This is a genomic window from Halolactibacillus alkaliphilus (genome assembly GCF_900115465.1).
GTDB lineage: Bacteria > Bacillota > Bacilli > Bacillales > Amphibacillaceae > Halolactibacillus > Halolactibacillus alkaliphilus.
In genome coordinates this window covers 120,535-144,528 of sequence record NZ_FOWN01000002.1, presented here as the reverse complement: position 1 = coordinate 144,528, position 23,994 = coordinate 120,535, and the positions used below count along the sequence as shown (strand labels likewise).

At 37.8% G+C, this 23,994-nt stretch carries 22 protein-coding genes; all 22 read right to left on the bottom strand.

The features are described from left to right. Nucleotides 1-37 precede the first annotated feature (37 nt). The 22 genes from BM163_RS01885 to BM163_RS01780 all read right to left on the bottom strand — a co-directional run bounded on the left by BM163_RS01885 (nt 38) and on the right by BM163_RS01780 (nt 23,985). Nucleotides 38-316 (bottom strand): DUF503 domain-containing protein, encoded by a 279-nt coding sequence (locus tag BM163_RS01885; RefSeq protein WP_089799650.1) that lies wholly within the window; start codon nt 314-316, stop codon nt 38-40. Continuing rightward, on the bottom strand, nt 313-2,280 hold the full coding sequence (infB, locus tag BM163_RS01880) for a translation initiation factor IF-2 (RefSeq protein WP_089799649.1): 1,968 nt from the start codon (nt 2,278-2,280) through the stop codon (nt 313-315). Before infB ends, BM163_RS01885 begins: the two co-directional genes overlap by 4 nt. 19 nt (nt 2,281-2,299) lie before the next feature. Next, on the bottom strand, nt 2,300-2,614 hold the full coding sequence (locus BM163_RS01875; protein ID WP_371859472.1) for a L7Ae/L30e/S12e/Gadd45 family ribosomal protein: 315 nt from the start codon (nt 2,612-2,614) through the stop codon (nt 2,300-2,302). Continuing rightward, entirely contained in the window at nt 2,598-2,879 is a 282-nt protein-coding gene (gene rnpM, locus BM163_RS01870) for an RNase P modulator RnpM (protein WP_089799645.1), read from the bottom strand. Before rnpM ends, BM163_RS01875 begins: the two co-directional genes overlap by 17 nt. Nucleotides 2,880-2,893: 14 nt before the next feature. Then, entirely contained in the window at nt 2,894-4,024 is a 1,131-nt protein-coding gene (gene nusA / locus BM163_RS01865; RefSeq protein WP_089799643.1) for a transcription termination factor NusA, read from the bottom strand. A gap of 13 nt (nt 4,025-4,037) precedes the next feature. Then, nucleotides 4,038-4,508 carry a ribosome maturation factor RimP gene (rimP, locus tag BM163_RS01860; RefSeq protein ID WP_089799641.1) on the bottom strand — a complete coding sequence of 157 codons (471 nt, stop codon included), beginning with the start codon at nt 4,506-4,508 and terminating at the stop codon, nt 4,038-4,040. Nucleotides 4,509-4,732: 224 nt separating this feature from the next. Next, nucleotides 4,733-9,031, bottom strand: coding sequence for a PolC-type DNA polymerase III (locus tag BM163_RS01855; RefSeq protein WP_089799639.1), 4,299 nt, complete (start codon nt 9,029-9,031; stop codon nt 4,733-4,735). Nucleotides 9,032-9,090: 59 nt separating this feature from the next. Then, nucleotides 9,091-10,785: a proline--tRNA ligase gene (locus BM163_RS01850; protein WP_089799637.1), complete on the bottom strand. Its 1,695-nt coding sequence runs from the start codon at nt 10,783-10,785 to the stop codon at nt 9,091-9,093. A gap of 362 nt (nt 10,786-11,147) precedes the next feature. Further along, complete coding sequence (gene rseP / locus BM163_RS01845; protein WP_089799635.1) at nt 11,148-12,404, bottom strand: RIP metalloprotease RseP; 1,257 nt, start codon at nt 12,402-12,404, stop codon at nt 11,148-11,150. Between the two features lie 112 nt (nt 12,405-12,516). Beyond that, a complete protein-coding gene (locus BM163_RS01840; protein ID WP_089799633.1) occupies nt 12,517-13,302 on the bottom strand; it encodes a phosphatidate cytidylyltransferase in 786 nt (261 codons plus the stop codon). A gap of 4 nt (nt 13,303-13,306) precedes the next feature. Further along, nucleotides 13,307-14,116 (bottom strand): undecaprenyl pyrophosphate synthase, encoded by an 810-nt coding sequence (uppS, locus tag BM163_RS01835; protein ID WP_089799631.1) that lies wholly within the window; start codon nt 14,114-14,116, stop codon nt 13,307-13,309. Between the two features lie 230 nt (nt 14,117-14,346). Next, on the bottom strand, nt 14,347-14,904 hold the full coding sequence (gene frr / locus BM163_RS01830; RefSeq protein WP_089799629.1) for a ribosome recycling factor: 558 nt from the start codon (nt 14,902-14,904) through the stop codon (nt 14,347-14,349). 2 nt (nt 14,905-14,906) lie between these two features. Next, entirely contained in the window at nt 14,907-15,629 is a 723-nt protein-coding gene (pyrH, locus tag BM163_RS01825) for a UMP kinase (RefSeq protein WP_089799627.1), read from the bottom strand. 134 nt (nt 15,630-15,763) lie between these two features. Continuing rightward, nucleotides 15,764-16,648, bottom strand: coding sequence for a translation elongation factor Ts (gene tsf, locus BM163_RS01820; RefSeq protein ID WP_089799625.1), 885 nt, complete (start codon nt 16,646-16,648; stop codon nt 15,764-15,766). Nucleotides 16,649-16,737: 89 nt separating this feature from the next. Beyond that, nucleotides 16,738-17,481: a 30S ribosomal protein S2 gene (gene rpsB / locus BM163_RS01815; RefSeq protein ID WP_089799623.1), complete on the bottom strand. Its 744-nt coding sequence runs from the start codon at nt 17,479-17,481 to the stop codon at nt 16,738-16,740. Between the two features lie 159 nt (nt 17,482-17,640). Beyond that, on the bottom strand, nt 17,641-18,150 hold the full coding sequence (locus tag BM163_RS01810) for a hypothetical protein (RefSeq protein WP_089799620.1): 510 nt from the start codon (nt 18,148-18,150) through the stop codon (nt 17,641-17,643). A 21-nt stretch (nt 18,151-18,171) separates the two neighbouring features. Then, nucleotides 18,172-19,548: a flagellar assembly protein A gene (locus tag BM163_RS01805; protein WP_089799618.1), complete on the bottom strand. Its 1,377-nt coding sequence runs from the start codon at nt 19,546-19,548 to the stop codon at nt 18,172-18,174. 26 nt (nt 19,549-19,574) lie between these two features. Further along, nucleotides 19,575-20,333, bottom strand: a complete 759-nt coding sequence (locus BM163_RS01800; RefSeq protein ID WP_089799616.1) for a FliA/WhiG family RNA polymerase sigma factor — start codon at nt 20,331-20,333, stop codon at nt 19,575-19,577. A gap of 16 nt (nt 20,334-20,349) precedes the next feature. Then, nucleotides 20,350-20,850: a chemotaxis protein CheD gene (locus BM163_RS01795; RefSeq protein ID WP_089799614.1), complete on the bottom strand. Its 501-nt coding sequence runs from the start codon at nt 20,848-20,850 to the stop codon at nt 20,350-20,352. Continuing rightward, nucleotides 20,847-21,482 (bottom strand): chemotaxis protein CheC, encoded by a 636-nt coding sequence (locus tag BM163_RS01790; RefSeq protein ID WP_089799612.1) that lies wholly within the window; start codon nt 21,480-21,482, stop codon nt 20,847-20,849. The genes BM163_RS01795 and BM163_RS01790 overlap by 4 nt, the downstream gene beginning before the upstream one ends. 8 nt (nt 21,483-21,490) lie before the next feature. Then, nucleotides 21,491-21,949, bottom strand: coding sequence for a chemotaxis protein CheW (locus BM163_RS01785; protein WP_089799610.1), 459 nt, complete (start codon nt 21,947-21,949; stop codon nt 21,491-21,493). Between the two features lie 11 nt (nt 21,950-21,960). Further along, on the bottom strand, nt 21,961-23,985 hold the full coding sequence (locus tag BM163_RS01780; protein WP_089799609.1) for a chemotaxis protein CheA: 2,025 nt from the start codon (nt 23,983-23,985) through the stop codon (nt 21,961-21,963). Between the last annotated feature and the right edge of the window lie 9 nt (nt 23,986-23,994).

Below are 23,994 nucleotides of genomic sequence, written 5' to 3'. Positions count from 1 at the left end.
CTGAAGTCACCTCTAACTTTTTAGAATTCTATCTCTATTAGTCATACCACTCACGGGTAATATTTAAACATTCAATTCGCGGATCACGATCAATTAAAGCAATCGCTTGGTCCATGACCCGTTCACATTGAACCCGTGCATTGGAGATAGTAACAAGACCTAAGACAGTTCGCTGCCATAAGTCTTGTTCTGCTAATTCACTTACACTCATATTTAATTCCCGCAAGCGGTGTACGACACTTTTTAACACATGACGTTTCTCTTTTAATGAATGCGAATCATAAATTATACAATCCACTTCATAGTAGAGAATCATCCGCGCTTAATTTCTTCCATAACGAAGCATTCGAAGACGTCGCCTTCTTTAATGTCATGGAAGTTTTTCAACGTGATACCACATTCATAGTTCGTTGCAACTTCTTTTACATCATCTTTAAATCGCTTAAGTGTATCAAGTTCACCTTCAAAAATAACGACGCCGTCACGAATAACACGCACACCTGCATCACGTGTGATCTTACCTTCGATAACATAACTTCCTGCAATGGTACCGATTTTAGACACTTTAAACGTTTCACGTACTTCTGCTTGACCAATAACTTTTTCTTCGAATTCTGGGTCAAGCATTCCTTGCATTGCTTGTTCAATTTCTTCAATTGCTTTATAAATAATACGGTGTAGGCGAACATCAACATTTTCAGTTTCTGCCGCTTTTTTCGCATTATTATCCGGTCTTACGTTAAAACCAATAACAATCGCATTTGAAGCAGAAGCTAAGATAATATCTGATTCAGTGATAGCACCCGCACCTGTATGGATGATGTTGATTTTAACACCTTCGACATCAATCTTCATGAGTGAGGCAGCTAATGCCTCAGCTGATCCTTGCACATCTGCTTTTAAGATAATATTAAGGTCCTTAATATCCCCTTGTTTAATCTTCTCAAATAGATCTTCTAAGCTTACTTTAGATTGTTCACCACGACGCTCTTCTAATTGTTTTTGTTGACGTAATTCACCAATTTGACGTGCTGTCTTCTCATCTTCAAATACAACAAAACGGTCTCCCGCTTGAGGAACATGACTCAATCCAGTAATTTCAACTGGTGTTGATGGTCCTGCTTTTTTAATACGTTTACCTAAATCATTAACCATTGCTCGCACACGGCCAAACGTATTTCCCACAACAATTGGATCCCCTACGCGTAACGTACCATTTTGAACAAGTAAAGAAGCAACAGATCCACGACCTTTATCAAGTTCTGCTTCAATAACTGTTCCATCTGCACGACGGTTCGGATTTGCTTTTAATTCTTCTACTTCAGCAACAAGTAAAATCATTTCTAGTAAATCATCAATACCTTCGCCTTTTAACGCTGACATAGAAACGAAGATTGTATCGCCACCCCAGTCTTCAGATACAAGTTCATATTCTGTCAATTCTTGCATGACACGATCAGGGTTTGCCGCTTCTTTATCCATCTTATTTACAGCAACAATAATAGGAACATTGGCAGCTTTAGCATGGTTGATAGCTTCAACCGTTTGAGGCATAACCCCGTCATCAGCTGCAACGACTAAAATAGCGATATCAGTTACTTGCGCTCCACGAGAACGCATGCTTGTAAAGGCCGCGTGTCCAGGCGTATCTAAGAATGTTATTTTTTTACCTTCTTCGGTACGAATCTGATACGCACCAATATGTTGAGTAATACCGCCAGCTTCGCCAGCAGTTACACGTGTGTTACGAATTGAATCCAGTAATGTTGTCTTACCGTGGTCAACGTGTCCCATGATCGTAACAACTGGTGGGCGCTCTTTCAGTTTTTTCTCATCTTCTGCTTCAATATATTGAAGCAAATCTGATTTTTCTACTTCTTCTTCTTTTTTCATAGTGACGCCATATTCGCTAGCAATTAGCTCAATCGTATCATCATCTAAATCTTGATTTTTGTTTGCCATGACACCCGCAAACATTAGTTTTTTTATGATTTCATTCGGTGATTTGCCTAATTTCTCAGCTAATTCTGTCACGTTTAATGTGCCTGTATATAGCACAGCATTTTCATCTTCTACAATAACTTCTTCATTCATTTCTGTATTTTCCACACTTTCAACATTTGATACACCGTAGTGTTGATTAAGCAATTCAATCTCTTCATCTGTCATTGTTGACATGTGATTTGAGACATCACTACCCAATTCCTTTAACGTATTAACGACATCTTTACTTGATAAATCATGCGTTTTGGCATATTCATATACTCTTACTTTAGCCATACAGTCACCTCCGAATTTTCTAATCGAGCAACGAGAGCATCTTTTTTGCAAAACCTGCATCCGTGATGGCCACGGCTACGCGCCTTGATTTTCCAACTGCTTGAGACAGTTGCGCTTCCTCTACAAATGTACGACATGGAATACCGTAATAGATCGACTTATCAGTCAACGTTTTACCTGTATTTGCTCCAATATCCGATGCAAGTAGGACAAGTTTTGCTTCTTTATTCCGAATGGTTTTAAGAATTTGATCTTCACCAAACACAGCACAGCGTGCACGTGTTGCTAGACCAACTAAATTTAAGATTTTCTGTTCATTACTCAATGGTCTCACCATGAATCACTTGCTTTAATGCATTATATATAGATTGAAGGTCATTTGTTTTCAAATGACGTTCAAGGACATGATTTTTTTCAGCTGTTTCAATCACAGACAGATCGTTTGCCACATAATAACCTCGTCCATTTTTCTTACCAGTCGGGTCGACGAAAATTTCGCCTTCCTTCGTTTTAACTATGCGAATAAGTTGATCTTTTTCTAACATCTCTTGAGAGACAAGACATTTTCTAAGTGGTGTTTTTTTATTTTTTTTCGGCATGCTAAAACTCCTCCTTAGTTGAACAAGTCATCCATATCTTCAAACAATAAGTTTTGTGCATCGTTTTTTTCTTCTGGCATCTTAAGATCTTCGTCAGACACAATACCTAATGCCTTTGCATCGGATTCACTTTTAATATCAATTTTCCAGCCTGTTAGCTTAGCAGCTAAACGCGCATTTTGTCCGCGTTTACCAATCGCAAGTGATAACTGATTATCTGGCACAATTACTGTAGTTGCTTTGTTTTCTTCCTCCACAATTACCTTGGTTACTTTAGACGGACTTAGTGCATTGGACACGTAAATGACCGGGTCATCTGAATATTCAACAATGTCAATTTTCTCACCCCTAAGTTCATCGACCACTGTTTGTACACGTTGGCCGCGTTGACCAACACAAGAACCAACCGGATCGATTTCAGCATCCGCTGCGAACACAGAGATCTTTGAACGATCGCCCGCTTCACGTGCGACAGATTTAATTTCGACTGTTCCGTCATAAATCTCTGGTACTTCAGTTTCAAACAAGCGCTTCAATAAACCAGGATGCGTTCTAGAAACATAGACTTGAGGCCCTTTATTTGTACTCTCAACTTTTGTCACATAGACTTTAATCCGATCATGCACACGGTAAGTTTCCGTTTGCATGCGCTCAGATTCAGCTAGTTTTGCTTCAACTTTACCTAAATCAATATAGACAAAACGAGGATCTACCCGTTGGATAATACCATTCATAATGTCATCTTCTCGCTCTTGGTATTCACTAAAAATAACACTACGTTCAGCTTCACGTACACGCTGAGTGACAACTTGCTTAGCTGCTTGAGCTGCAATTCGGCCAAAATCACGAGGGGTGACTTCAACTTCAACAACATCCCCTATATCATAAGCCGGGTCCAATTCTTTTGCCTGGTCGATTGAAATTTCTTCTTGTGGGTCAAATACTTCGTCAACAATCTCTTTACGAGAAAAGACTTGCATTTTGCCCGTTTCTTCATGTAATGCCACGCGGACATTGCTTGCTGATTTAAAATTCTTTTTGTATGCTGAAATAAGGGCAGCTTCTAAAGCTTCCATTAATAAATCTTTATCAATGCCTTTCTCCTTACTCAAATAATTCAAGGCATCAAATAGCTCTTTACTCACGTTGTTTCCTCCTCTAGTTAAATGATACCGCTAATCGAGCTTTTGCTATTTTCTTATACGGTACGTCTAATGTTTTTTTACGTGTTTTGTCCTTAAATTCGATTGTCACGATATCCTCATCAGATAAATTGACAAGGTCACCTTCAATAGCTTTAAATCCCTCGATTGGTTCATAAAACTTAAGGTAAACATGATGGTTCATAAATTTTACAAAATCTTCACGTTTTTTAAGTGGACGTTCTGCTCCTGGAGAAGATACCTCTAAATAATAAGGATCTTTAATTGGGTCTGATTCGTCAAGTAATTCACTTAATCGCTCCGATACTATTCCACACTCTTCTATATCAACACCACCATCTTTATCAATAAATATGCGCAGGTAATAGTTTTTACCTTCTTTAACATATTCAATATCAACAAGCTCTAAATTTAAATCATCAAGAATAGGTTCTACTAAAGTCTTTACTGTGTCAGTTACACTCATGTTTTTCGCCTCCTTAAAATATTTCGTCATTGGATTCTATCGGTTTTTTACAATGTTAAATCCCTTGCCGTAAGACAAGGGATTGACGTGTACAACATTAAGCTACATGACCATAAATCTACTAAGAAGTGATGGACACTCCTCGTTCACGACCACTAAATCTACAATTACTATAGCATAACGAAGAAAAAAATTCAAGTTGAGAACAAGGAAAGTCAAAAAAACTAAAAGAGTGACAGTTGATTTTTTTCTTCCATCCCATTTAGACACCCTTGTTGGTCTAAATATTCTAGAACCGTTTTTGAAATGCGGCTTCTTTCCCGTAAATCTTCTTTTGAAAGAAATTCACCATCTTCTCTTGCTTTAACAATATTAAGTGCCGCATTTGTACCTAAGCCATCAATGGCATTAAACGGCGGAATAAGCCCATCTTGATCGACAATAAAGTCAGTCGCACTTGAACGATATAAGTCGACTTTTTTAAAGTGAAATCCGCGCATATTCATTTCCAGGGCAAGCTCTAACACAACAACTAAACTTTTTTCTTTCGGTTGTGCATCGTTCCCTTTTTGATAAATTTCCTTGATTCTATTTCGAATAGCCGTTTCACCTTTTATCATCGTCTCTAGCTCAAAATCACTCGCTCTAACGGTAAAATACGCAGCGTAAAAGAGGATAGGATGATGCACTTTAAAATAAGCAATACGAATAGCCATTAATACGTAGGCTGAGGCATGCGCTTTCGGAAACATATATTTGATTTTTCGACATGAATCAATATACCAATCAGGGACATCACATTTTTTCATTTCTACGACCCACTCATCTTGAACGCCTTTACCTTTACGAACGGATTCCATAATAGTAAAGGCGAGTGATGCATCAAGCCCCTTGTGCATTAAATACACCATGATATCGTCACGACATCCTATAACTTCTGGCAATTGACAAATACCTTTATTAATGAGCTCCTGAGCGTTGCCTAACCATACGTCTGTCCCATGAGAAAGACCTGAAATAATTACCAGTTCAGCAAATGTACTAGGTTTTGTATCTTCTAGCATTTGTCGCACAAATTTTGTACCAAACTCTGGGACACCTAATGTCCCCGTTGCACACATTATATCTTCAGGCGTGACCCCTAGTACATCAGGGGAACCGAATATTTTCATAACTTCAGCATCATCTGTCGGTATTTCCTGTGGATCAATGCCTGATAAATCCTGTAACATGCGAATCATGGTCGGATCATCGTGGCCTAGAATGTCTAATTTCAGTAAATTATCGTGGATTGAGTGGAAATCAAAGTGCGTTGTGCGCCAATCTGACGTTCGGTCATCCGCTGGAAACTGAATCGGTGAAAAATCATAGATATCCATGTAGTCAGGGACAACAATAATCCCACCAGGGTGTTGTCCGGTCGTTCTTTTCACACCGGTACAGCCTTGCACTAACCGATCAACTTCAGCATTTTTGATGTAAAGCCCATTATCAGATGCATAACCTTTAACATAGCCATACGCTGTTTTCTCCGCAACAGTACCAATAGTCCCAGCACGATAAACGTTATCTTCACCAAAAAGAACTTTTGTATAGTTATGCGCTACCGGTTGATAAGCGCCCGAAAAATTCAAATCAATATCAGGCACTTTATCCCCTTTAAAGCCTAGAAATGTTTCAAAAGGAATGTCTTGTCCATCTTTTTTATACGGTGTACCACACTCAGCACAAGCTTTGTCCGGTAAATCAAAACCACTTCCATACTCACCTTGAGTGAAAAATTCATGGTGGCGACATTTAGGACAAACATAATGTGGCGGCAGAGGGTTTACCTCTGTAATTTCAGTAAACGTTGCGATAAGCGACGAACCAACAGAACCACGCGAACCAACAAGATAGCCATCATCTAGCGATTTTTTCACCAGTTTATGCGAAATTAAATAGATGACTGCAAAACCATGGCCAATGATACTCTTAAGCTCTTTTTCCATCCGGTTAACAACAAGCTCAGGTAATTCATCACCGTATAAGTTATGAGCAAAATTGTAACTCATATCACGAATTTCTTGATCTGCCCCTTCTATTTTTGGTGTATACAAGTCAGTTTTCACCGGTGTAATGTCATCAATCATATCGCAAATTTTATGCGTATTTGTAATGACAATTTCTTTAGCCTTATCCTCTCCTAAAAATCGAAATGCCTCAACCATTTCGTTTGTTGTTCTAAAATAGGCATCAGGCAATGTTTGTCTACTAAGTGGATTCGCATTTTGTGATTTAATCAGAATCTGACGATAGATTTTATCGCGCGGTTCAATATGGTGAACATTACCTGTAGCCACACATGGTTTGCCTAATTCGTCAGCTAATTCCGTTAAATTCCTCAAAATATCATATAATTGCGCTTCATTTTGAATCAATTCCCTTGTAATTAGTGGGTAATAATTTTCCGGTGGATGCACTTCAATATAATCATAGTATTTGGCTACCCTTAAAGCATCCTCTTTTGATTTTTGCATCATCGTTTCAAAAACTTCACCTTTATCACAAGCTGAACCCACTAATATACCTTCACGTAGTTGATTTAATTTTGAACGCGGGATTCTTGGTACATAATGAAAATAATTAATATGTGCCATTGAAATAAGTTTAAACATGTTCTTTAAACCTACTTGATTTTGAGCAAGCAAGATCGCATGGTAAGGTCTCGCACGTTGATAACTATTGCCTTCTCCCATATGTTCATTAAACGCATTGTGATTAAAAATCTCGCGTTCTGCCGATTCTTTTATTAATTTCCACAATAAATATGCGGTCGCTTCTGTATCATAAATAGCACGGTGGTGTTGTGTTAATTCAATGTTGTAATACTTACATAGCACATTTAATCGATGACTCTTTAATTGCGGCAAAATAAAGCGACCAAGTTCCAGTGTATCAATGACCGGATTTTTAGCTTCTTCTAAACCAGCTTTAATGAACCCTTGATTAATAAAGCCCATATCAAAGCTAGCATTATGTGCCACTAAAATGTCATCCCCCATAAACTGTTTAAACTCTCGCAACACTTCATCGACTTCTGGTGCATCTTTTAACATATCATCTGTAATCCCCGTTAAGTTAATGATCGTGTCAGACAGTGGTTGGTGAGGGTTACTAAAGCGTTCAAAACGTTCAATAATTTCACCATCTTTCACCCTAACAGCTGCCAATTCAATAATCGTATCGTAGACAGCCGAAAGACCTGTCGTCTCAACATCAAAGACAACGTAAGAAGCATCTTCTAATACTATATCACGCGTATTATAAGCAATTGGGACACCATCATCGACTAGATTTACCTCGACACCATATAACATCTTCAGACCCAGTTGTTTCGCCTTGCTGTGCGCGTCTGGGAAGCCTTGAGCTCCAGCATGATCGGTTATTGCCACAGCCTTATGTCCCCATTTAGCTGCTTGTGTTACTAACTGTGCTGGTGAGAGGACTGCATCCATTTGCGACATTGTCGTATGCGCATGAAGTTCAATACGCTTTTCATCTTCAGGATAGGTATCACTTCGTGTTTCAACGCTGATTTCATTTAAATCATTCATCATCATCGTCAATTCATTACTAAAGGTATCTGTTTGTATCGTTCCACGAACTTTAACCCACATCCCTTTTTTGACACGAGCTAAGCGCTCTTTATCACGCTCATCTTTTGAAAACATCTTCACACTAAACGAATCAGTATAATCTGTGATTTTAGCAATGAGCAAGTGTCGACCTGATTTTAATTCCCTTACCTCAGCATCAAAGACGTAACCTTCAAATATAATCCGACGGTTTTCTTCTGTAATGGAGGCCATTGTCACAGCATCTTCTTTAATAGGGTATCCAATCACGAGTGCTTCATCTTGATTAGGGTCTTGTGTTTTAGCTTTTGCCTGTTGTTTTTGTTGATCATCCATTGCTTTTTTTACCATAAGCTTATCTTCTAACGCTTTTTGCTCTTGAAACTTCTGAATATCCTCTGTTTTAACTTCTGTCTCACATACTATTTTCCAAGTAGGCAAGCCATGCTTTTGGCAGTAGTGTTTAAAAGAGGTGTTGAACCGATTACTTAAAACAACACTTTCAGTATCATTACGTGCTTTTAAATAGAGCTTCTGCTCAGTTACAATGGGTAGTTGTTGTTCAACCCAATCGCGATAAGCTGGTGATAAAGCGTCTGAGGATTCAATAAAATCACGCCAATACTGCTGCATGAGTTCATTTTCTACAGATAGATCATCAGATTTAATCGTGAAATCAACAGCGGCAATAGAGTGAAATGTTTCTTGTAATTTCATTCTTAATAGTTTAAATACCTGAATCGGTAAAACACGTGGTAATTCTAAATGAAATACCCACTGTTTTTTATTTGGGTAGACGTCTAATTTGATTAGTTTAGCACCACTAAAGTACTGTGAGCGATCTGATTCATCTATATTTAACTGTTCTAATAAAATCGCCATCTTTTGTATCGAAGAGGTTTGCATATTCGTCCTCCTTTTTCGTAACGGAAAACCCTTGTTCAACAACAAGGGTTTCCTCATTTTTATATAGTCTTCACGTATGCCATCAAAGCGTCTATTGTCATTTCTTCCTTCTCTTCACTCTTACGTTCTTTTAATTCTATAATACCTTCACTTGCTTTTTTACCTACTGTCACGCGTACAGGCAAACCAATCAAATCACTTTCAGCAAATTTCACTCCTGCACGTTCTTTACGATCGTCATAGAGTACCTCAATACCTGCCGCTTGTAATTGTTCGTATAAAGCATTTCCAAGGGCTACTTGTTCGTCATTTTTACTATTAACTACGATTAAGTGTAGAGCAAATGGTGCGACTTGTTTTGGCCAAACAATACCAGCATCATCATGATGCTGTTCTACAATCGCCGCCAGCGTTCGGGACACTCCAATACCGTAGCAGCCCATCGTAAGTGTTTCTGCGCGTCCTTGGTCATTAAGTACTTCTGCCCCTAGCTGATTCGCATAAAACTTCCCTAGTTTAAATACTTGACCAATTTCAATGCCTTCTGCAAACTTAATGGTACCTTTTCCGTCAGGTGACAGATCACCTTCTTGAATAAATCGAATGTCTTCATAAGTAAATTCGCCAAAGTCACGTGACGGATTGACATTCACATAGTGGAAACCATCTTCATTAGCACCACACGTGACATTTGCGACAGCTTTAACCGCTAAATCACAAATCACCTGGACATCTTCAGATACACCAATCGGGCCCAGTGAACCGAAATCAGCCCCGAGTAATTCACGGGCAGCCTCATCGGTAGCTAATTCAATATTTTCTACATGTAAGACATGTTTAAGTTTAATTTCATTGACTTCATGATCACCTCTTGTGACAACTAAAACAAAGGATTCATCCGCTTTAAAGAGTAACGTTTTTAAACCCTTATCAATAGGATGACCGAGGAAGTCTGCCACTTCTTGCATTGTTTTTTTATTTGGAGTGGATACTTTTTCCAATTCTTTTAACGTTTCGGTAGAAGGCGAATAATTGTCATACACCTCAGCCATCTCGATATTGGCTGCATAATCTGACGCCGTTGAGTAAGCAATTGTATCTTCCCCAACTTTTGATAATGCCATAAATTCATGCGTATCTTTACCACCCATGGCCCCTGAATCAGCGATAACCGCTCTAAAATTTAAACCTAAACGCGTGAAAATTCGGCTGTAAGCATCATACATTGCTTGATAACTAGCATCTAAACTCTCATCGGTTAAATGGAACGAATAGGCGTCCTTCATAATGAACTCACGGCCTCGCAATAAACCAAAGCGTGGACGACGTTCATCACGGAACTTTGTTTGAATTTGGTATACCGTCAGTGGTAATTGCTTATAACTTTTCACTTCGTCACGGACAATACTCGTAACGACTTCTTCATGTGTCGGTCCTAAGACAAATTCACGCTCATGGCGGTCATTTAAGCGCATTAATTCTGGTCCCATCTTATCCCAACGACCTGATTCTCGCCAAAGATCTGCCGATTGTAAAGCAGGCATAAGTACCTCATTACCACCAATAGCATCCATTTCTTCTCGGACAACTTTCTCTACAATGTTTAGCACTTTCTTACCTAACGGTAAAAAAGTGTACACGCCAGAAAAGTTTTGACGAATAAATCCTGCACGTAATAACAGTTGATGACTTGTCACATCAGCATCCGCTGGTATTTCTTTTAATGTAGGTATTAATGTTTGACTTTGTTTCATAATAATATTCCACCTCTATTTACATAATATCAACAACCCATGACTAAAGTCACGGGTTTATAAGGTCTTTCAACTTTTAGAATTTTACAGCGGACAACAAAACCGGCGCTTTGCCCTTTAAACCACGCGAGAGGTGCTGTTTAACCAAAAAGTAACCCATCTTTCATCATTTAAGCCATAATTCTTTATGGTAGAATACTCCATAATAGAGAATTCTTTATATTTTTTAAAGGTTTTATTAAGCCTGAATGTCTCGGTCAAGATGCGTCCTATAAAAAGGAAGTCATAGTACAACTAGCTAATTTAAACGGCCTTCCCAAAGACATTTTTAGACAAAGGTCACTGCGGCCCTCTACGAATACTTAGAAAAACAACCGTTGCAAGTCATTCCAGGTCACAATAATCATTAGTAGCATAAGTAAAGCAAAACCAATAAAGTGAACCAATCCTTCTTTCTCTTGAGAGATAGGTTTTCCTCTAACTGCTTCAAGACCAATAAATAATAAACGACCACCATCTAATGCTGGTAGTGGTAATAAATTGATGATCCCAAGATTTACACTAAGCGCAGCAGTCCAGGTCATAAAACTGTAAAAACCAGACTGGACAACTTGATCGGTAAAGTCATAGATGCCGACCGGTCCAGATAATGCATCAACAGTGAATTGTCCACTGATAAGCATCGCGACATTTGTGATAATCATTTTAGACCAGTAGTAAGTTTCACTTAAGCTGTAAGGAATAGCCTTCGCCCACGATTTTTCTACACCACGCATGACACCAATTCGACCAACTGTTTGTTCATCTACTTGATAAGCTTCTGGTGTCAACATAACTTCCGACACACTATCATTACGCTCAACCGTCATGGACATTACTTCATTCGGTCGTAATGCCACGTATGTCTGAAAATCAAACCAAGTAGTAATTTCTTTCCCATCAATCGTTGTAATAACGTCCCCTTCAATAAGCCCTGCATCACTTGCAGGTGTATCAGGTAAAACTTCTCCGATTTGCGCCTCTTCAACCGGTATACCTTGTAAAATAGCTAACAAGAAAAAAAGTACAGCTGTCAAAACAAAGTTCATAAATGGACCAGCAAACAATTGAAGCGCACGCTTTGATTTTGATTTAGAAGCAAACTGACGATTGTATGGCGCGATTTGGGTTTTTGTCCCATCCATCACATAATTGGCTGTTTCACTAACAGGATAACGGGTCATGTCATCCTCACCAACTAATGAACCTTCAATAAATAAGTCATGCGTTAAATCCGCTTCAGATACTTCAATCACTTCAGCAAGTGGGTATTTATCTTTTTGATTGATGATGATATCTTTTACTTCTTCTTGTTCATTTAGTACTAAACCAATATGTTGACCAGCTTTAAGTTCAATTATTTCTGGATCTTCTCCGGCAACACGAACGTACCCACCCATCGGTAAAATGCGTATCGTATATAACGTCTCATTTTTCTTAATAGAAAAAATCTTCGGCCCAAATCCGATGGCGAACTCTCTCACTAACATACCTGTTTTCTTTGCTACAATAAAATGACCAAATTCATGGACAAAAACAAGTAACCCAAACATTAAAATAAAAGCAATGATTGTATTCAAACGATTTACTCCCTTCTCTTATATCTCGCTCACATCTATCCTTCTTTATTCTAACCGTTGAACGCCCCTCACCTGAAATCTGATAGATTTTAGAGGATGGCATCTTCTCGCTCTAGGCGATAAATTGTATTAAATACAAAAACGGAAAGACGAATAACCAACTATCAAATCGGTCTAATATACCGCCATGCCCTGGTAATAAACGGCCAGAGTCTTTAACATGATAATACCGTTTAAAGGCAGATTCTACTAAGTCGCCAACTTGACCAACAGCACTAGCCAACATACTCACAAGGCCAACAATAAGGAGCGAATTATGAACAGGGAAGATCAAATGAAAAATTACGCCTAATACTGTGGCTAAAATAATGCCACCTAACGCACCTTCAATCGTTTTATTCGGGCTAATTTCTGGCCACAACTTCCGCTTGCCAAAGTAACGTCCAGAAAAGTATGCACCTATATCGGTTGCAAGGATTACAATAATCGCATAAAAAATATACTCTAAACCGGTCCGTTGCGCTTCGATAAAATAATGAAAGCCTAAGCCAATATAAATGGCTGTGATTATCATAAATCCAGCATCTTCAAAAGTAAACTTATTCTTTACGAGCACCGTATAACCGAGAATAAGCATAACTAAACCACTGAGAATTTCTTGTTGGGCTAATTTAATCATCGCCAATGCATCGATTGCTGGGAGTAGCAACACCCATAACAAGATCATAGCAAATACTGTTGGCACCAAATATTTATTCATTTCTCTCATCTTAAATAATTCATATAATCCAACCGTGGATATAAGCAACATCACCAAATAGAATGGCCAATCACCGATAATAACAAACGGAAAAAATAACAAAATAGCGACAATAGCCGTAATAACTCGTGTTTTCATATGATTATTCCTCTTCTTTCTCATTTAATCCGCCGAAACGCCGCTTACGACAAGCGTATGCGTGTAGCGCTTTAAGAAATTCTTCCTCATCAAACGCCGGCCAATGAACGGGACTAAACCAAAATTCACTATACGCAAGTTGCCATAGTAAAAAATTACTCAAGCGCACTTCTCCACTTGTCCGAATCAACAAATCCGGATCCGGTAGCTCATGTGTATAAAGGTGTTGACTAATCGTTTGTTCTGAAATACATTCAGGACTTAAATCACCTTTAGATACTTCTTCTGCTATAGCTTTAACAGCTTCTGTGATTTCAAATCGACTACCATAATTTAAAGCAATGTTTAAAATAAGGCCGTTATTATCTTTTGTCCGATCAACTGCTGCTCGCATCGCTTTTTTTGTATGTTCCGGGAGCTGCTCAAAGTGACCCATCGTCATAACGCGTACATTTTCTTCGATTAGTTCAGGTAGATAGACGTTTAAAAACTGTGTTGGAAGTTTCATTAAGAAATCCACTTCTGCTTTTGGACGTTTCCAATTCTCTGTAGAAAACGCATAAATAGTTAAAATCTTTACACCTTCACGATTGGCAACTTTAACAATACGTTTCACATTATCCATACCTACTTGGTGGCCCTTAAATCTAGGATAACCCTGGTCTTTAGCCCAACGTCCATTACCATCCATTATAATAGCCACATGATGTGGCATGGTCACAGACGATTGACTTCTTTTTGTCTGTGACACATTAATATGTGTCGATCGTTTAAACAAATGACGCCATCGTTTTTTTGGTTTTAACCAAGACATTATATTTCTTCACCCTAACTACTCTTTATGTTTAACCAAAAAGAAACTTAAAAAGATTCTTTCTACAGTTTATCACGTATTTTATTGAGAATCACTAGTTTCAATTATTTTCTTATGTATTGTTTCTAATCATGATAGTATATTATATTTGGCGCCTCTTCATTCATCTTTTAGCAGTAAGTTAAAAGAGGTGCAGCAGATGCGCTACACCTCTTCGATTGATCACTCAATCAAACTTCCATAATCTCTGCTTCTTTATCTTTCGTTAACTGATCAATCTTAGCAATATAACCATCCGTTAATTCCTGAACATCATCTTGGAATCCACGTAAATCATCCTCTGTTAAATCACCGTTTTTCTCAGCTTTTTTAAGTACATCATTTGCATCACGACGAACATTACGCACTTGAACTTTCGACTCCTCAGCAAATTTACCGACAACTTTTGTTAGTTCTCTACGGCGCTCTTCTGTTAATGCTGGAATAGAAATTCTCACTACATTACCATCACTCGATGGTGCAAGACCCAAATCAGCTTTTTGAATCGCCTTTTCGACTTCACCAATAGACGATTTGTCAAAAGGCGTAATCATAAGTAAACGCGCTTCTGGTACTGAAATTGTCGCAAGTTGATTAAGTGGTGTTGGTGCACCATAATAATCAACATATACACTGTTTAAAATGGCAGGGTTTGCACGTCCCGCACGAACAGTTGCTAGGTTGCGATTATAAGATTCAATTGCTTGTTCCATTTTACCTTTAGCATCTTTGATAACTTGTTCTGACATCCTTATTTCCCCCTTATAATGGTACCGATTTCTTCACCAGAAACCGCCCGTTTAATATTACCTTCTTGTGTAACGTTAAAAACTAATAGAGGTATATCATTATCCATGCAAAGCGATGATGCTGTTGAGTCCATTACTCCTAAGCCATCGTTTAACATTTTGAGATATGTTAATTCTTCATACTTCGTTGCTGTGTCATCTAACATCGGATCAGCTGTATAAACACCATCAACATTATTTTTAGCCATTAAAATAACTTCAGCATCAATTTCTGCTGCTCTAAGCGCTGCCGTAGTATCAGTAGAAAAATACGGATTACCTGTGCCTGCAGCGAAGATAACAACACGTTTCTTTTCTAGATGACGCATAGCACGGCGTCTTATATATGGTTCAGCGACTTGGCGCATTTCAATCGACGTTTGAACACGGGTTTCAACACCACAATTTTCTAAACTGTCTTGTAAAGCAAGTGAATTCATCACTGTTGCTAACATGCCCATATAATCAGCATTTGCACGGTCCATCCCCATCTCACTACCGACCTTACCACGCCAAATATTACCTCCACCGACAACAATAGCGACTTCGACACCTAAATTAACAACTTCCTTCACTTGCTCAGCTATAGAACGAACAATTTTTGGTTCCAGACCATAACCTTGTTCTCCACTGAGGGCTTCTCCACTTAATTTTAATACAATGCGTTTATAACGTGCTGCGACCATAATTACCTCCATTATGTAGAATTTAATTCTATCTTACATGAACTTTTCGTTCTAGACAAATATTTTTAAATCTTTCCTATAGAAAAGGGAACACCATGTGCTCCCTTTCGCATTTAAACCTGTAACGTCATTCTTTATTTTTTAACTTGATTCATTACTTCTTCAGCAAAGTTTTCTTGACGTTTCTCCATACCTTCGCCTACTTCATAACGAGCAAAATCAGAAATAGTCGCACCTTTATCAGCTACAAGTTGCTTCACTTTTTGATCTGGGTCTTTAACAAAGCTTTGTTCTAAAAGGCAAATTTCTTCGAAGAATTTACCAAGGCGACCTTCAACCATTTTCTCAACGATGTTCTCTGGCTTACCTTCGTTAAGAGCTTGTTGTTTAAGAACTTCACGCTCTTTATCAACGGTTTCTGCGTCTACAGCGTCACGCGCTACAAAACGCGGGTTAACTGCAGCAATGTGCATAGCGATATCTTTAGCAAATGTTTCATCTGTTGTACCTTCTAATACAGTAAGTACACCAATGTTACCACCCATATGGATGTATGCACCAAAAGCATCGTTATCTGTTTTTTCAGCAATAACAAATCGACGAAGAGATAATTTCTCACCGATTTTAGCAATGTTATTGTTAATGAATGTTTCAACAGTTTCACCATCACCATGTAATGGTTGTTGAAGAGCTTCTTCAAGATTCGCTGGTTTTTGGCTTAATAAGTGTTTAGCTAATTCATTAAGGAGCGCTTTAAATTGATCATTTTTAGTTACAAAGTCAGTTTCACAGTTGACTTCAAATAATACAGCTGTATTACCTTCTGTTAAAGTGAATGCAGAACCTTCTGCAGCAATACGATCAGCTTTTTTAGCCGCTTTTGAAATACCTTTTTCACGTAGGTAATCAATCGCTTGGTCCATATCACCATTTGTTTCTTGTAGTGCTTTTTTACAGTCCATCATACCTGCGCCTGTTTTTTCACGTAATTCTTTTACCATACTCGCTGTTACTGTCATGTAAAATTCCTCCTTAGATTATAAGTTACTTCGACGTCGCTTTAAAAAAGGTGATAAAAGGTTACCCTCTTATCACCTCCGTTAACGTTTTACTCTTCTGAAGCTACTTCTGAAGCTACTTCTTCAACAGTTTCTTCAACAACTTCTTCTTCACCTTGTTTTACTTCTAAAATAGCATCCGCCATTTTACCAGTAAGCAATTTAACCGCACGGATTGCATCATCGTTTGCAGGGATGACATAATCAATCTCATCTGGGTCACAGTTAGTATCAACGATACCAACAATCGGAATATTTAATTTATGCGCTTCAGCTACCGCAATACGCTCTTTACGAGGATCAACGATAAATAAAGCATCAGGAATTTTATTCATTTCTTTAATACCGCCTAGGAATTTAACAAGACGATCTTTTTCTTTAAGAAGTCCTACAACTTCTTTCTTTGGAAGGACATCAAACGTTCCATCTTCTTCCATGCGCTCAATGTCTTTAAGACGGTTGATACGCTTACGGATTGTACCGAAGTTAGTTAAAGTACCACCTAACCAACGTTGGTTGATGTAATATTGACCTGAACGGATAGCTTCTTCTTTAACTGATTCTTGGGCTTGTTTTTTCGTACCAACGAAAAGAACTGTCCCACCATTTTCAGCAACTTCTTTAATGAAGTTATAAGCTTCTTCCACTTTCTTAACTGTTTTTTGTAGGTCGATAATGTAGATGCCGTTACGCTCAGTGAAGATATATTTCTTCATTTTTGGGTTCCAGCGACGTGTTTGGTGTCCGAAATGTACACCAGCTTCAAGTAGTTGTTTCATTGAAATAACTGCCATGATTTTGTTCCTCCTAATAGGTTTTTATTTTTCCTCCGCTAATATCCTCAATTTAAAAAACTTAATTTCTTAAGCACCATTTTAAATCTCCGCTAGCGTGTGTATTTAACACCGAGGACTAATATATCACATTCAGCTTCCTAAGGCAAGCCTAATCCATTATTTTTTATGGAATTTAATGATAAGCTCTACTTCAGTTTTCCCTCTATCTAGCGCCTTAGCTATTGCCTCAGTTGTTTGACCTTGTTCATAACGGGATATAATCTCAGCTTGATACGATTTTTCGTACCCCTCTCTTTTATCAATCACTTCATCAACGAGTGGAATATAATCAGTATTATTATTTTCTTTAGTGGTATCACTATCTTTCTTTGACATCGATTGCTGTTCTAAATCATCATATTGATCTTGTTTTTTTGACGTTCGATAATCATTGGAAAAGTCGGATTTATTGCGTTGTGGTGATTTAGCTATATAGCTCACCAGTCGGTCATTTTCCTCTTTTATTTCAATAAGGTATGACATGAGCAGCTGTTCTAGTTCTTTCTTATCTGATTGAAATTTGTGTTGGTCTGCTTCAAACCGTTGTTGTTTTAAATAATAGTGTCTTAGTACAATAAAAGTTAAAACGTGCAGCAAGAAGCTAAAGAAAATCAGTAAATACTCCATATACACTCCCATCTTTCCACTTTATCCACGACTATTAAGCGGTGCAATCGTAATTTCACCTTCTTCTAAATAGATAGTAGAATATTTATATGCCTTCTTTGTTGTTTCTTGATATTTACCAAAGCAAAGCTCTACATTGGGATAGATTGTTCCTTTAGTAATTAACATGGCTTCATTTTCCTCACCAATTGACACGGTAAGGGATTCTTTTTTCTCATTGATTTTATTTAATTTTTGTTCTGTTAACTGAAGCGTATTTTTTTGTTTTAGCAACAAAATACGCTCTTTAGAATTCAATCCGCCTGCTTTCGCTTTCGCTGCTAAACCATCACCTAATATCTTTAATTTTTTTATGTCTTCTAACAATGTGTCTCTGGCAAAATCAAGTTGTTTAACCAGTTCTAAAGATTTTTGGTTAACAGCAATTGCTACAGTTGTTTTTGTATCCATCTTATTGCCAATATCTTTTGCTTCAATTGACTCACCTGCCGAGCAAACACCACCAATAATATGACCTGCCTGACAATAAATATGGGCACCTGCTGTACATTCGCTATGTAAAATAGAATTATTCACATTAATATTTTGGCCCGCCGAAACAGTCGCTTGATTGATATAACCGATGTTGATATCGACACCTGCATCAATGACACCCTTTTTCATACCAACAATGCCTTCAGTAATATGAACAGACCCATTCGCCTTTATATGGCTTGCTTCGACGAGTCCGTGGATATATATATCTCCCGTCGCTTCAACAGAATAACCTTCAGGCACATTCCCTCGAATCGTCACCGAACCATCGAACTTAACATTTCCTGTTTTCATTGATAAATCATTTTGGACTTCATATGTATTAAACACACTTATTTTAGAACGACCAATACTTGGTTTACCGGTAATACTACTATAGAAACTAAGCGTTTTTTCATCATAGTAGACATTTTCTCCGGCTGTATACTTAACAGCCTTTGGTTTTTTTCCGTAAATCACTTTCCCATTTACTTTATAACCATTTTCCTCTGGAACTGGGCGTGTTATGATGGCAATCTTTTCATCTTTCTCAACGGTAGGTATCTTATGTATGTCTTTAAAACTCTCGCGTTCTTCTATGTTAATAGTATCTGATTCTTTAGTTAAAAATCGAATGGTCCCATCTATACCATCTATTGCCTCTTCACCTCTGGCGATTATCACAGGAAATTCTAGTTGGTCGTCTTGTGCAAGGATACGATCAAAAACGTGTGAAATAATACCTGTTTTAATCTGTTGACTTGTCAACCAGCGCTCAAACACCCCTTCATCAATAGGCTCTGGCCATTCTTCTTTAAGATTAAGCGTTGCTGTTAGCTCATCGTCTGACACCATTACCTCAAAAAACTCATCTAATGCTACCACAATCATCCGCCTTTCCATTAACAATATTAGTCATTACTTAAAACATGTTTTAATTTAAACACAGCTTGTTTATGAATTTGTGATATGCGTGAAGTTGTTAGATTAAGAACATGCCCAATTTCAGTAAAGGTTAATTCATCATAATAAAACAAGCTAATCACGAGTTGCTCATTCTTATTTAAACCTTTTATTGCTTGAGCCAAATCGCGATGATGTTCATCTTTCATTATAGCATCTTCTGGTGTTAATTGTTGGTTATCGATAATTGAGTGGCCAATACCTTCTTTAAAGTCATCCCCACTATCACCGCTTTTTTCTTCTATCGACAACAAATTACTAAATAAGTGGTCCTTCATTGTCTCTTCGACTTCTTGACGAGTAAGGCCAATATGCTGGCCCACCTCTTCAGCACTCGGGTCACGTTGAAGAGTTTGGGTTAATAGTTGAATCGCTTGTTCAATTTTTTTAGTTTTTTCTCTTGTTGAGCGTGGTAACCAGTCTTCTTTTCTTAAGCCATCAATTATCGCACCACGAATTCGAAAAGATGCATACGTATCAAATTTAAGGTCTCTTTCTGGTTCAAATTTATTTAAGGCATCAAACAAACCAAAAAAGCCCAAACTTCGAATATCATCCCGTTGGACATTTTTCGGTAGATGGACACTTATACGCTGCGCATGAAAATCAACTAGATATTGATAATGTTCAACAAGACGATTAGCTATGTCTGGGGCATGTGATACGCTCCACTTCTCCCATAACTGATCAATAGTATCCGTTGTCATAGTAATCGTCCCCCTTCTATAAGTCTTGTGTCCCTTGATTGACTGTGCGAATATTTAATAATAATGTTTCTGTTGAAAACTCTATCGTTCGACCGCTACTACCTCGAACATCTTGAGCAACTATTGGAATACGCTCGGTCTCTAAAAACTGTTTGACTGCTATAACATTACGCTCGCCTACCCGCAACATATCATTGGTTGAACTAAAAGAGAACATTTGTGCACCACCAGCAATTTTCGCTTTTAAATTGTGACGTTTAGCCCCTTTATCTAGCAATGTGTTAACAAGAATCGGCAATGATGTATCTGCGTACTTATATGGATTTAAATTATCTTTTTTAGCAGTAGTAGAATCCGGTAACATAACATGGGCCATACCTGCCATTTTTAAACGCGGATCATAAATCACTACACCTACACAAGAACCTAAGCCTGACGTTCTAAGGTTCATCGGTTCGTCCGCAAATTTCAAATCAGCAATACCAACTTTAACAATATGATCGACTAATGTTTTCATTCGTTATTAACTCCAAGCTTTTCAAATAAATGATCAAACGAATCCGGGTCTGGTAATAGAAAAAAATGGCCTTTGATAGGATCTCCTTCATCTTCATGGTCATCAATCAACGTATCAATCACCATTGCATAATCACTTACTTGAGAAATTTCTAGTAGACCTTCTGCCAGGATAGCTCCCGCCATATCAATCGTTAATAGTGGTATCGACGGTTGTAAACTTCCACCAATAAAATCAGATAAAGCAGAGAGATATGACCCTGCTAAAATATTACCGATTTCTTGTAGCGCTGATAGGGCCATTGGATTGTTTGGGTTACCAATAACTGAAAAATCATCAATACCTGTTAGCTGTTTAACAAAACTTTCTGCTTCTTCGGGTGACAAAATAAAAAACATTTGCCCAGGTGCATCACCTTCTATACGAAGAAAGACAGCTGTAATAATTTCATCAGGTCCACCGACTAAGTTCATCATTGATTCAAAATCGATGACACGTACCGATGGTACGTGCATATCAATTTTCTTATTGAGTAGTTTAGATAGGGCCGTTGCGGCATTTCCAGAACCAATGTTCCCTATTTCTTTCATAACATCTAATTGAAATGCTGTTAATGATTCTATTGAAGCCAAATCTTCACCTACTTTTCATCATTAAACTCTTTTAACACATCATCTGATAGAATTTCATCAATGTTTAAGAGAATAAGTAATCGTTCATTATATTTTGCGACACCGTTAATATAGTCTATCTTTACTGAGCCAACGGTTTCAGGAGTAGGCTCAATGGATTGACGAGGAATATCAATAACGTCGTAACAAGCATCAACTATCAACCCCACATCTTTATCATCATGTTGAATTATGATAATACGTGAAGCATCCGTTTCTTTTTGTATTGGAAACTTAAATCTATCACGTAAGTCAATCACTGGTGTTACAACACCTCTTAAGTTTAAAACACCCTTAACAAATGATGGCACACCCGGTATACGAGTAATCGGCATAATCCGTTCAATTGCGCCAACCAGTTCTACTGGTAAAGCATATTCTTCATCATTTAATTCAAATACGATTGATTTTAAAAATTCTGTTGCCATTGTTTTACCCCCTACTTAATTAGTGCATCTGTATCTACGATTAAGGCAACTTGACCATCACCTAGAATAGTTGCACCTGAAATCGCAAAGACATCCGTCAAATAATTGCCGAGTGATTTTAGAACAACTTCTTGTTGACCAATAAATGAATCTACAATTAACCCAGCCATTTTCTCGCCTTGTCTAATAATAACAACAGAATGGAAGTCATCCTCATCAGCATCACCAGGAACATCAAAGACGTCCGTTAATGAAACAAGCGGTACAACACGACCTCTGAAGTCGATCACTGGTTGATGATGAGCGGAAAGAATATCCTTTTTATTCACAATCGCTGTTTCGATAATCGAGGATAGCGGAATGGCATACTTTTCATTTTTAACTTCAGTTAACATGACTGATATGATTGATAAGGTCAAAGGTAATTGAATGACAAACGTTGAACCTTCATTATATTTTGAGTCAATCGTCATACTACCACCAAGAGATTCAATCGTGTTCTTCACAACATCTAAGCCTACGCCGCGTCCAGAAATATCAGAAATTTCATCTGCTGTTGAGAAGCCAGATGCCATAATTAACTGGAACACTTGCTGATCAGAATAATGTTTTGATTCTTCAAGTGTTAACACACCATTTCCAATGGCTTTTTTAAGTACTTTTTCACGGTCAATACCTGCACCATCATCAGAAATTTCAATAAAGACATGGTTTCCACTATGATAAGCATTTAATTTTAAAGTTCCTTGCGGACTCTTGCCTTTTGACTCACGTAACGATGGGGTTTCGATACCATGGTCAAGTGCATTACGAATTAGATGGACTAATGGATCGCCAATCTCATCGATTACTGTTCGATCAAGCTCTGTTTCTGCACCAAAGATTTGCAGATCGATGTCTTTATTTAAATCTTTAGCTAATTGACGTACCATGCGAGGAAATCGGTTAAATACTTGATCTACCGGTACCATACGCATTTTTAAAATAATATTTTGTAAATCACCTGAAATTCTTGACATATGTTCAACAGTTTCTTGAAGTTCATTATTTTTCAATGTTGTCGAGATTTGTTCGAGGCGTCCTCTGTCAATAACCAACTCTTCAAAAAGATTCATCAATGCATCTAATCGATCAATATTAACACGAATGGTTTTGCTAGAAAGTTGTGCTTTTTTCTTCGCTTTTTCTTGATCAGATGATTCACTAGGTTCTATTTCTGTAACAGACGCGTCCTCACTCTCAATACTTTCCGGCACGTTTTGATCATCTTGATCATAAGCTCTTACTGCCAGCTCTTTTACTTCTACGGTATCAATTTCAGATACTTTATTTATTTTCGCTTGAACATCTTCTTTGGAATCTTTTGTTACTAAAACGACAGTGAAGGAATAATCAAACTTCTCTTCCTCTAACTCTGGTACGGTTGGAGAAGATTTAATTACTTCACCCATTTTTTCAAGTATTTCAAAAACCATATATACTCTAGCGGCTTTAAGTAAACACGTTTCTTGAAGCGTTACAGTCACTTGATAGTTTTTGTAGCCCCGCTCTTTTGATTGTTGTAAAACAGTTAATTCAAAGTCATCAAGCATGAAATCTATTTCTAAGTTTTTTTCAAGCGAATCTGAAGTGCTGGGTGGTGTTGTTTCTACTGACTCACCGTTTTCCATTGCTTCTAGCTGGTTCACGAGTTGCTTTACGTCTTTTTTACCCTGTCCACCGTCGATAATGTCAAGTACCATCGCTTCAAGTGCATCAACCGCTTGGAATATAATATCAAGCATTTTTTCCGTCAATTTCACTTTGTTGTTACGAATAGCATCCAGTACGTTCTCCATCTTATGCGTTAAATCGGCTAAATCCTGATACCCCATAGTAGCAGACATACCCTTTAACGTATGGGCTGAGCGAAATATCTCATTCACTATTGATACGTCTTCAGGATTTTTTTCTAACGTTAGTAAATGATCATTTAATGCTTGAATGTGTTCTTTGCTCTCTTCAATAAATACGTCTAAATATTCGTTCATCTCCATCTGATTCAC